The 10,873-nt window shown below is 47.3% G+C and carries 8 protein-coding genes and 1 pseudogene; 5 read left to right on the top strand and 4 right to left on the bottom strand.

The window, feature by feature from the left end; genetic code table 11:
- Positions 1 to 75: 75 nt before the first annotated feature.
- From PX636_RS07200 to ftsH4, 3 genes and pseudogenes are all read left to right on the top strand, one after another.
- Positions 76 to 354 (top strand): annotated as a pseudogene (locus tag PX636_RS07200) (zinc ribbon domain-containing protein); the annotation flags it as partial.
- A 135-nt stretch (positions 355 to 489) separates the two neighbouring features.
- Positions 490 to 1,674: a tetratricopeptide repeat protein gene (locus PX636_RS07195; RefSeq protein ID WP_288116601.1), complete on the top strand. Its 1,185-nt coding sequence runs from the start codon at positions 490 to 492 to the stop codon at positions 1,672 to 1,674.
- 77 nt (positions 1,675 to 1,751) lie between these two features.
- Positions 1,752 to 3,629 carry an ATP-dependent zinc metalloprotease FtsH4 gene (gene ftsH4, locus PX636_RS07190; protein WP_288116600.1) on the top strand — a complete coding sequence of 626 codons (1,878 nt, stop codon included), beginning with the start codon at positions 1,752 to 1,754 and terminating at the stop codon, positions 3,627 to 3,629.
- Positions 3,630 to 3,677: 48 nt separating this feature from the next.
- Here the strand turns inward: ftsH4 and PX636_RS07185 are convergent, their stop codons facing one another.
- Entirely contained in the window at positions 3,678 to 4,598 is a 921-nt protein-coding gene (locus PX636_RS07185) for a LysR family transcriptional regulator (protein WP_288116599.1), read from the bottom strand.
- A gap of 302 nt (positions 4,599 to 4,900) precedes the next feature.
- Between PX636_RS07185 and bicA the strand changes: the two genes are divergently transcribed.
- Both bicA and PX636_RS07175 read left to right on the top strand, forming a co-directional pair.
- Positions 4,901 to 6,595 carry a bicarbonate transporter BicA gene (bicA, locus tag PX636_RS07180; protein WP_288116603.1) on the top strand — a complete coding sequence of 565 codons (1,695 nt, stop codon included), beginning with the start codon at positions 4,901 to 4,903 and terminating at the stop codon, positions 6,593 to 6,595.
- Positions 6,596 to 6,932: 337 nt separating this feature from the next.
- Positions 6,933 to 8,348 (top strand): cation:proton antiporter, encoded by a 1,416-nt coding sequence (locus PX636_RS07175; RefSeq protein ID WP_125731208.1) that lies wholly within the window; start codon positions 6,933 to 6,935, stop codon positions 8,346 to 8,348.
- Positions 8,349 to 8,424: 76 nt separating this feature from the next.
- On the opposite strand, the gene PX636_RS07170 is transcribed toward PX636_RS07175, so the two are convergent.
- From PX636_RS07170 to PX636_RS07160, 3 genes are all read right to left on the bottom strand, one after another.
- Entirely contained in the window at positions 8,425 to 8,802 is a 378-nt protein-coding gene (locus PX636_RS07170) for a hypothetical protein (protein ID WP_041805046.1), read from the bottom strand.
- A 42-nt stretch (positions 8,803 to 8,844) separates the two neighbouring features.
- Positions 8,845 to 9,732 carry an alpha/beta fold hydrolase gene (locus PX636_RS07165; RefSeq protein ID WP_288116598.1) on the bottom strand — a complete coding sequence of 296 codons (888 nt, stop codon included), beginning with the start codon at positions 9,730 to 9,732 and terminating at the stop codon, positions 8,845 to 8,847.
- Between the two features lie 117 nt (positions 9,733 to 9,849).
- Positions 9,850 to 10,557 carry an SIMPL domain-containing protein gene (locus PX636_RS07160; RefSeq protein ID WP_288116597.1) on the bottom strand — a complete coding sequence of 236 codons (708 nt, stop codon included), beginning with the start codon at positions 10,555 to 10,557 and terminating at the stop codon, positions 9,850 to 9,852.
- Between the last annotated feature and the right edge of the window lie 316 nt (positions 10,558 to 10,873).

The raw sequence follows: 10,873 nt of genomic DNA, 5'->3' as shown, positions 1-10,873 counted from the left end.
TCTATTTCGTTCCAAGACACGATTAAGAGTGGCTTTTAGGCTAAGTATAATTACTTATCGCGTAAGTGAGATGCTCCCTTGGAAATTTGGAAACGGGGAAAATATTATCTTAAAGTCGATAAAAACGGAACTTCGCAAGAGTGTCCGAATTGTGGCGCGATTACCGGTAAAAAAGCCTTATCGGAAAGAGTTCACCGGTGTGATTCTTGCGGCCACATTGAACCGAGAGATACGGCATCAGCGAAGGTAATTGAGAACCGAGGAAAAAACGCGGTCGGACTGACCGTGTTAGAAAACGCTCGCGGAGGCGATTTGACGGGGATCGACTGGGTTAAACTCGGTCGATCTAGTTAAAAGCCTAAGAACCGAGAATCCCCCGCTACACCGCGCTCCGCGGTTAGCGGGGGAGAGTCAATCCCCGATAACTGATAACTGCTAGACTAATTGGGTTACGCTTGCAAGATTAATAAAACCAGTGTCGAGATTAGAATGCAGGGACTTTTAAGAAAACTTTGGCGCGCGATCAAAAACTTTTTTACCCGACTTTTGGGGGGACAAGGGGGAAAGGGGAGAGTACAAGCGATCGAATCTGTTCCCCTAACCGATACAGATTACGAATTTCTCTATATGCAGTTACTCGATGGAGTGGCCCACGGTTGGCACGAAGGCAGAATTCTGAGATTTTTTGAAAAACTGGGCGATCGAGGTCGGCAAAAAGATTGGGTAGAATGGTTAGAGCGCTTTGGCACCCGTCTGCAATCCTCCGCTTCCCTTAACCAACTTCTCGCCACCAGAATGATCCGTTTAGGAGAATTAGCTCGCGCTTTCCCCGGGATTGAACGCATTGGTGAAGCTTCCTACGAGATCGGTTATCAACTCTACACCAAAGAAACTGCCACTTTAATCTGGGAATACGCCGGCGACGATGAGGACCCGGGCAGTTATTCCCTGCCGCAACCCCCAGAAAATCTCTCATATTCGGGTGAAACTAGCGATTTTAACGGTGCTGACCCAGAAAATCCCCAATTAGAAACCCTCACCCTCGATGAATTATTTAACCGTCTGCAAAACGATCCTACCCTGGCGGGCCAAATGGCCGAACAATTAGGCATCGAAAATAAGGACGCAGAAAGCATTATTGATACTCTCATCGCTCAATTTTCCCCACTGTCAGGTAAAAACCCTGAAACTGCCGAAGATTGGTTTAATCAGGGCTTAGAACAGGCAAATTTAGGCAATTGGTCAAATGCGATCGCCGACTGGGAACAGGCCTTGACGATCGATCCCCAATTAGCCTCGGCCTGGCATAATCGTGGTAGTGCCTTAGCCATGATTGGTAACTACGAAGAAGCTTTAAATAGTTATGATCGCGCCCTAGAAATCACCCCCAACGATCACCAAATCATTAACGCTAGAGGCAGCGCCCTATACGGACTGCAACGTTGGCAAGAAGCGTTAGAATGTTGGCAACAGGTGCTAGAAGCGGACGATAATTTTTATCAAGCTTGGTACAATCGCGGCAGTACCCTAGAAAATTTGGGCGAAACCCAAGCAGCGATCGCCTGTTACCAAAAAGCTTTAGGGATTGCGCCGGATTTTGAGCTTGCCCAAACCCGTCTAGAGGCTTTACTAGGGCAAAAACCGCCCGAAGACGACGGTAATCCCCCCGCCTGATTCAATCTGAACTTGAGCAGTCAACAGCCTACAATGGGGGAAGTATAGAGACTAATTTTAATCAATCAGGCCCAGCAATGAGTATAAAAAGCAAACCTCCTTCACAATCTCGCCTGATCGGTAATGTTTTATTAGCCGTAGGCGGCTTATTTCTGATTGTTAACCTTCTTTTCCCGCAATTATTTGGCCCTAGCGTCCCCAAAGTTCCCTATAGTCTTTTTATCGACCAAGTGGAAGATGGCAACGTCGCTAGGGTATCCGTGGGACAGAATGAGATTCGTTATCAGCTTAAAAACGACCAAGAGGGCAACTACGGACGAATTTTCAGCACTACACCGATTTTTGACCTAGAATTGCCCAAACGTCTAGAAGCTAAGGGCGTAGAATTCGCCGCTGCGCCACCGCCAAAAAATGGCTGGATTGGCAGTGTCCTTAGTTGGGTGATTCCTCCCCTGATTTTTGTTGGTATTTGGCAATTTTTCCTCGCTCGCAGCGGTGGCGGTGGTCCGGCCGGGGCTTTATCGATTACCAAAAGTCGCGCTAAAGTTTATGTGGAAGGAGACACCACCAAAACCACTTTTAAAGATGTGGCCGGTGTGGAAGAAGCGAAAACCGAATTAGCCGAAATCGTCGAATTTCTCAAATATCCCCAACGTTACATTCAAATCGGGGCGCGGATTCCCAAGGGTGTCCTCTTAGTCGGTCCGCCGGGGACAGGGAAAACCCTGCTGGCAAAAGCAGTAGCGGGAGAAGCGGGAGTTTCTTTTTTTAGTATCTCGGGTTCGGAATTCGTGGAACTCTTTGTCGGTGCAGGTGCAGCCCGAGTGCGGGATCTGTTTGAACAGGCCAAGAAAAAAGCCCCCTGTATTATTTTTATCGATGAATTAGACGCGATCGGTAAATCTCGCGCTAACGGTAATTTTATGGGGGGTAACGATGAACGGGAACAGACTTTAAACCAATTATTGACGGAAATGGACGGTTTTAACGCTGGTGATGCGACGGTGATCGTGCTGGCCGCTACTAATCGCCCCGAAACTCTTGATACCGCCCTTTTACGCCCCGGCCGTTTTGATCGTCAAGTGTTAGTTGATCGCCCCGATCTGGCTGGACGCTTAAAAATCCTCGAAATCTACGCAGGTAAGGTAAAATTAGGATCGGGTGTGGATTTAAAACAGATTGCTACCCGTACCCCCGGTTTTGCTGGTGCTGACTTAGCTAATCTAGTCAATGAGGCGGCTTTATTGGCAGCGCGTAATCAACGCAGCACCGTCGCCCAAGAGGACTTTAATGAGGCAATCGAGCGGGTAGTGGCCGGTTTAGAGAAGAAAAGCCGGGTTCTCTCGGAAAAAGAGAAGAAAATCGTCGCTTATCACGAAGTTGGTCACGCTCTCGTCGGTGCAGTTATGCCGGGGGGTGGTAAAGTTGCTAAGATTTCGATCGTGCCTCGCGGCATGGCAGCCCTCGGTTATACCCTGCAAATGCCCACGGAAGACCGTTTCCTGATGGATGATACGGAATTACGCGACCAAATTGCTACTCTTTTAGGTGGTCGGGCCGCCGAAGAAATTGTCTTTGGTAGTATTACTACTGGGGCCGCTAATGACCTGCAGCGGGCGACGGACTTGGCCGAACGCATGGTGACGACCTATGGTATGAGTAAGACCTTAGGTCCCCTGGCCTACGAAAAAGGTCAACAGAATAGTTTTCTGGGAGATGGCATGATGAATCCTCGGCGCTTGGTGAGCGATGATACGGCCAAAGCGATCGATAATGAAGTGAAAGAGATTGTCGAAAATGGTCATCAGCAAGCCCTGGATATTCTCGCTCAAAATCGCGATTTACTCGAAGAAATTGCCCAAGAAATCCTCAGTAAAGAGGTGATTGAAGGGGAACAATTACAGGTCCTGCTCGATCGCGTTAAACCCCTCGATCGAGAACCTGTTACTGTTTAGATCGATTTGATTTTTACCTTACTCCATCTTTGTTCAAGATGGGGTTTTTTATCCAGAAATTTTGACTTTTAAGAGGGATTGGGGCTGAATATTGAGGAGATAATCAAGAAAAGTCTTGGCGATTACCGATAGTTTTTTATCCTTGGGATAAACCACATACCAATGGCGTTGGATGGGAAAATCTTCCACGTCAAGGATGGTAAATTCCCCCTTGGGATGATCTAAATTTAAGACGTGCTGAGACAGAACCGAAATTCCTAAACCACCGGCGACCGCTTGTTTAATGGCTTCATTATTGCCGATTTCCAAACGCAAAGATACAGTGATGCCATGGTCGAGAAAAATTTGCTGTACTGCCCGTCTAATTCCCGATCCCATTTCCCGCATGATAAAAGGTTCCCCTTGCAGCCGTTTAATCGGAATTTTTTTCTGTCCCGCTAGGGGGTGATCTTTGCGGGCAATAACCACAAGGGGGTTTTCCAGAAACGGTCGAATCTCCAGGTTTAGATCTTCGGGGGGTTCGCTTAAAATATATAGGTCATCAACATTATTGATTATCCTTGCTTCTAGCTCTTGGTGATTGGTCAATTCTAGGGACACATCTACCCCTTGGTACTGTTGACAAAAAGGACCTAGGATCTGAGGGATTAAATATTGGGCTGTGGATACCGCCGCTAAACGCAGTTTACCCTGTTTAATGCCCTTGATAGCAGCGATCGCCATCTCAAAGTTATCAATATCCTTGAGGACTGCCTGACAGGTTACTAATAAACCGCGTCCTGCCTCGGTTAAATACAAACGTTTGCCTATCTGTTCAAATAGGGGCAGACCCACTGCTTTAGTCAGTTGTTTCATCTGGGTGGAAACCGTGGGTTGGGTGATCGATAGTTCTTCGGCAGCCCTGGTGAAACTGCCATGACGAGCCGTCGCTTCAAAGACGATCAGTTGATGTAAAGTGGCTTGAATCAAGAGAAGCCTCTAGAGCGCTACACTTCTGTTACTGCCTTGAGGAGCTTTGCTAAACAGAAGCAGGAATGGAGGGGAACGGGAGAAAACTTCCCACACTGCTTATATCATAGGTTTAAATCAATACTTTTGTAAAGATATATCGATTTAAACTCAATTTACAAAAATTTGCTTGTCAAGATATCCGTTCTAGTATAGATTTATAACAATCGATCTTTAAAAACCATAAACTTTTGTCTATCAAGGCTGGTCTCTCAACCGCCAGCTTTGTTGTGGCAAAAAATCCTTTGCTCAGTTGGATTCTCATGGAAATAACCAATCGTATTCATTTTGACAATTTGCGGGGCGATATCTTTGGTGGTCTCACAGCTGCCATCGTTTCTCTCCCTCTAGCTCTCGCTTTCGGGGTAGCTTCTGGGGCTGGAGCGATCGCTGGTTTGTACGGTGCTGTCTGTGTGGGTTTTTTTGCTGCCCTTTTTGGTGGCACCCCCACGTTAATTTCGGAACCGACGGGGCCGATGACGGTAGTAATGACGGCGATCGTGGCCAGTTTAACCGCCAAAAATCCCGAATTAGGCCTACCCATGGCCTTTACGGTAGTCATGTTAGCGGGCATTTTCCAGATTCTGTTCGGTATCTTCAAAATGGGTAAATACATTACCCTGATGCCCTATAGCGTTATTTCTGGCTTTATGTCTGGGATCGGGGTAATCCTGATTATTCTGCAAATTCCGCCCTTTTTAGGGCAAGCCGCCCCCAAAGGAGGGGTTTTAGGCACAGTGCAGAAAATCCCGGAACTACTCTCTAATATCAATCCCCCTGAAGCCATTCTGGGGGCGATCACCTTGGCGATCATCTTCCTGATGCCCTCGAAATTCAAGCGTTTTGTCCCCCCTCAGTTATTAGCTTTGGTGATAGGAACTCTGATTTCGCTGTTTTTCTTCCAAGGTGCTGAAATTCGCCGGATTGGGGATATTCCCGTGGGTTTACCCACCCTGCAAATGCCCACCTTTAGTGCTGCCCAAATGATCACGATGTTGGTGGATGGGGCAGTTTTAGGGATGTTGGGTTGTATTGATACCCTATTAACGGCGGTAATTGCCGATAGTTTGACCCGTACCGAACACAAATCGAATAAAGAATTGATTGGTCAAGGTATTGGTAACTTAGTATCAGGAATCTGTGGCGGTTTACCCGGTGCCGGGGCCACGATGGGAACTGTCGTCAATATTCAAACCGGTGCGACCACTGCTCTTTCTGGCATTACTCGCGCTTTAATTTTATTAGTCGTCGTTCTCTGGGCCGCAGGTTTAACCAAGAGTATCCCCATGGCGGTATTAGCGGGGATTGCCCTAAAAGTGGGGATCGATATTCTCGACTGGAGTTTCCTGAAACGCTCTCACAAGATTTCTCTGAAAGGGACGCTAATCATGTACGGTGTACTGTTATTAACAGTATTCGTCGATCTGATCGTTGCTGTCGGTGTGGGGGTCTTTATTGCTAATATTCTCACCATCGATCGCCTCAGTGAACTGCAAGCGCAGGAAGTGAAAACGATCACCGATAACGATGACGAGATTCTCCTAAGTCCAGAAGAAAAACGGTTACTCAACCAAGCTAACGGTCGCATCATCCTATTTTATCTCAGTGGTCCGATGATCTTTGGAGTCTCGAAAGCGATCGCCAGAGAACACACAGCCATGAAGGAAGCGGATGTTTTAATCTTGGACTTGAGTGATGTGCCTTTGTTAGGGGTGACAGCTTCTTTAGCGATCGAAAATGCGATTAAAGATGCGATCGATAAAGGGTTACAAGTCTTTATCGTTGGTGCCACCAGCAAAATCCAGCATCGTTTGGAACGTCTCGGCATTTTAGCCCAACTCCCCCCCGATCATGTGCTAATGGACAGAACCATCGCCCTACAACAAGCGGTAACTTTTGTCAAGACCCATCCTCACCAAGAACCAGAGGATTTTGAGGTTAATCAACTAAACAACTAATGCTTGTCTTGATCCGGGCCACCCCATCTGCAGCCTGACTGTCCTTGAGCGGTGGCCCTTTTTCCTATCCCCCAGTTTTATGACCACCTAGGGCTTGCTGAATAAATCTAAAAACCTTGTTGGATAAGGCTTTTAGGCTTTTTTCCCTCAAAAAGTGCTGACCATTGGAGTGATTGGGGGTAAAATTCCTGGACTTTTTCCCTGAAAATTAGGTAACTGACTACCTCAAAATCGGTAAAACCCTACACCCTACACCCCACACCCCACACCCTGCCCCCACGAAAAACTTTTTCAGCAGACCCTACCTAAAACCTTTAACCCTCATCCCTTTAAACTGATGATTTTGTCCCCTATTCTGCCTCCTTTGATTGGGGAGATAGCGGCTCCCATGGCTCCGCTCCCCTTGCTCGCCACCGTTGTGGCCGAGGATTCACCGATTATTCTCTCTGGCGTATTGCTGACACTGGTGGTGATTTATCTGGCCAGCAAGCTCGGCGCGGAGGCCGCCAGACGATTGGATTTTCCGCCTGTACTGGGAGAACTGGTCGCCGGTGTGATCGTCGGTGTTTCGGCACTGCATCTGGTCATCTTTCCCGAAGGGGGGCTATCGGCCTCCGACTCGGTGATTATGACGGTACTGCAAGGATTGAATCAATTGGCCCCGGCTGCCCTAGACCGGATATTTGAGTCCCAAGGTGAAGTGATTTCGGTTCTAGCTGAAATCGGTGTGATTATTCTGCTGTTTGAAATTGGCCTAGAATCCGACCTGCGACAACTCAAGGAAGTGGGAATTCAAGCCACGGTTGTGGCCTGTGTGGGGGTTGCGGCACCTTTTGCGGCAGGTACGGCCGGGTTAATGCTCGTCTTTCATGTGGCGGCCATCCCGGCGATTTTTGCGGGGGCTGCCTTAACGGCAACCAGTATCGGTATTACCTCGAAGGTGTTGTCAGAGTTAGGTCAACTCAAATCCAAAGAAGGGCAAATTATTGTCGGTGCGGCGGTGATCGATGATGTCCTTGGTATTATTGTTCTGGCTGTGGTCGCTAGTTTGGCCAAAACCGGTGAGATCGATGTGGTCAATGTTATTTATTTGATCGTCAGCGCTACGGCCTTTTTAATCGGATCAATTTTGTTGGGAGGTATTTTTAACAAAAGTTTTGTGGCGATCGTGGAGCGGCTGAAAACCAGGGGAAATATTGTTATTCCAGCATTTGTCTTCGCTTTCTTTATGGCATTTTTGGGTAATGCTATTCATCTTGAAGCGATTTTAGGGGCCTTTGCCGCCGGTTTGGTGCTTGATGAAACCGATACCCGCAACGAGTTGGATGAGTTGATCAAACCGATTGCCGATTTGCTTGTGCCGATTTTCTTTGTGACGGTGGGAGCGCGTGCCGATCTCGGTGTTTTAAACCCAACGGTACCGGAGAATCGGGCCGGACTTTTGATCGCTGTCTTTTTGATCGTTGTGGCGATTATCGGTAAACTGGTGACGGGCTGGGCAGTTTTTGGCCTATCTGGAATCAATCGTCTCGCCATCGGTGTGGGTATGATTCCCCGGGGTGAGGTGGGTCTAGTTTTTGCCGGGATTGGTTCGGCCAGCGGAATTTTGGATAAGCCTTTGGAGGTGTCGATTATTATTATGGTGATCCTGACCACTTTCCTCGCTCCTCCCTTCCTCAGAGTCGCTTTTGGTAAGACGGAAGCTGTTCCCGAAACCCTGGAAGGCAAGGAGCCAGCTAATCCTATTACTTAATTTTGCGGGTAAAATCTGATTTTTTAGACGAGGCTGAAAATACTTCAGCCTTTTTTGTCGACGATAGTTCCGGGATTTATCGGTTAGAAAGAGCGCAGTTTCCCCGCGACCAACCCCATTCTTCCACTCCCACGGAAATTTGCGAACCGGGACGGACATCTCCTTTCGATAAGTCTATCAGGGTCACACTGACTGCGGCGAATAAACTGCCACGATAAATCGGTTGTCCTTTGTTGTTAGTATTTTTAAAGCTAAGGCTAGAAACTTGGGGAGGTTGACCGGAACGCGTCCAGCGAATGCGTTCAAAACGTCCATTGAGAAATTCTGCCGAATAGGACCAACCGTTATTCATGCGGCCTTGACAAAAAAGCTGTTGTGTGGCCACAGTAGCAGGAATATTGACAGATAAACTCAGAAGGCTGAATGCAGCGAGAGCGATCGGCAAAAATTTCATAAAAGTTGGCACTATAGGGTCAAATAATCCCATTATAAGTTCTTAGCTCGCAAATTTAACTATCGCGGCTGCGGTAAGTTCCGGTTTTTCGAGGTGGGGAACATGACCACAGCGAGGAATCCAGACCAGTTGATTATTAGGTAAAGCCTGCTGAAATTTCTTCGCGTCTTTTGTGCCTAAAATTTGATCGTTTTCTCCCCAAATAATCAGAGTTTCTCGGTCTATTTGGCTTAATTGCGGCAAAAATGACCCATAACCGCCACTTTTGGTAAAGGAGATTAAAGCCTCACTCCAGTGGGGACAATTCAGGTGCAGACTAGCACAGGTGCAAGCATCAACACTAGCCAAAGTTGGATCGAAATAGGCAGTACGACTGATATTTTGACGCACGCGGGGATTGGCTAAAAAATTAGTTGCCCACTTATCGAGGGGAGAAAACATCAATTTACCCAAAACTGGGGGGTTAGCTAGTCCTGCGCTGTCAATGAGGACTAATTTCGCCACTATTTCCGGGTAGGAGAGGGCAAAATCGAGGGCCACTGCACCCCCCATGGAAGCACCGACTAAAATTATCGGTTCGGCGATCGCAGTTCTCCAGAAATGGTAAAGATGGCTTTTAATAGTTTTTGGAGATACTTCTAAATCTGGCTCTCGCTCAGTAAAACCGAAGCCGAGTAGATCTATCGCCCAAGTTTCCCTATTTTGGGCGAGTAAAGGTAGTAAACGCCGAAATTCCAGCAGGGAACTATCAAAACCGTGCAGGAGGACAAAAGGCGGTTGACCTTGCCCTTGTTGACTATAGGTGGTTAGAATCGATCGGGGATAGATAGGGCTATCGATGGCAATTTGCTGGATATTCTGGAGGAGAGCAAGGGAGGTATCTTCACTCAATCCCTCCCTAACAGTGGGTAAAAAGTTAGGATAATTCACGGATGAGGGGGACAGTTTTTTCTAGAGTTTCCGAGCATCGGCGTTGATTTTATCAGCCTGTATCCAAGATTTCCGGTCAAAAAAACCCCGGCTGATAACTGATAGCTGAAAGTTATCTTAATAGCTAATTTCGAGGGTGACAGCAGCGCGCAGGGTTTGTTCCCCTCCGATAACCGGGCTACTGGCAGCATCGGCACTCCGAAAAACCGCTTCTGAGCGGGCTATTGGCACGGGATTACCTGTATTACCCACTTGGATAGAAACCGTTTCTTTCGCCACTAAACCGAGGGCTTGTAACACGATTGTCGCCTGTTCTCTAGCTTGTTCCGTGGCTTTGATGAGAGCGGTTCTTTGGGCAGCTGCGATCGCTGATTCTCCGGCAGTAAAACTGACCCCATCGATGCGTGTTGCCCCGACTTTGACCGCTTCATCGATTAAAATCCCCGCTTGGGCTATATCGATCTGAAAACTAATCAAATTAGCCCCGATATAACCGATTAAACGTCTTTGATTGTTGCTGAAGTCGTAATTGGGCTGTAAACTGATGCCGGTGGTTTCCAATTTTTCCACTTGACGGGAACGGAGAAATTTAACCACCGCATCGCTACGATTGGCGGTTTCCCGCTGCACTTTCCCCGCTTCTTTGCCTTGAACTTCCACCCCTAAGCGCACTATTGCTTGAGAAGTGGCGATATTTTCTATTCCTTCCCCCGTCACGGTAATTGTCCTCAATTCTCTTTCGTTTGCGTAACTAGGCATAACTAATCCGGTGTTGATGAGGATAAGGGACAGCAAAAAAGCCAAGCAAAATTTTCTGTAATTCATGAAAAATCCGTAGCGATCGATACTATATTTCGATTCTAGCCTTTATTTTGGGCAATTGAGTTGCAGATTATCCCTTTTCTGTCACTTTCGGAATATTGGTGACTAAGCTCTGGGAACTTGAGAAGGGGCCTTTAAGCAAGATTGGTGACTCTCTTCGGTTTGGTGGGTAAAATGTATTCTAAGATACAGTCTTGCGCTCAAGTGAGTGTAAAGAACCACAGAGACACAAAGGACACAAAGATCGATCAATCCTATGTAAGTTAAACTGATCACACAGAACCTAGAAGAGCCGTCTATTTACAGATTTTATGCCATT

Origin of the sequence: Microcystis sp. M53598_WE2 (assembly GCF_030067735.1) — a bacterium.
GTDB lineage: Bacteria > Cyanobacteriota > Cyanobacteriia > Cyanobacteriales > Microcystaceae > Microcystis > Microcystis aeruginosa.
This window is presented reverse-complemented; position numbering and strand designations above follow the sequence as displayed.

What these genes read in the sequence shown, in the direction of transcription:
- PX636_RS07195 (WP_288116601.1), top strand. Translation starts at nt 490, where the DNA reads ATGCAGGGACTTTTAAGAAAACTTTGGCGCGCGATCAAAAACTTTTTT.
- ftsH4 (WP_288116600.1), top strand. Translation starts at nt 1,752, where the DNA reads ATGAGTATAAAAAGCAAACCTCCTTCACAATCTCGCCTGATCGGTAAT.
- bicA (WP_288116603.1), top strand. Translation starts at nt 4,901, where the DNA reads ATGGAAATAACCAATCGTATTCATTTTGACAATTTGCGGGGCGATATC.
- PX636_RS07175 (WP_125731208.1), top strand. Translation starts at nt 6,933, where the DNA reads ATGATTTTGTCCCCTATTCTGCCTCCTTTGATTGGGGAGATAGCGGCT.
- PX636_RS07170 (WP_041805046.1), bottom strand. Translation starts at nt 8,802, where the DNA reads ATGAAATTTTTGCCGATCGCTCTCGCTGCATTCAGCCTTCTGAGTTTA.
- PX636_RS07160 (WP_288116597.1), bottom strand. Translation starts at nt 10,557, where the DNA reads ATGAATTACAGAAAATTTTGCTTGGCTTTTTTGCTGTCCCTTATCCTC.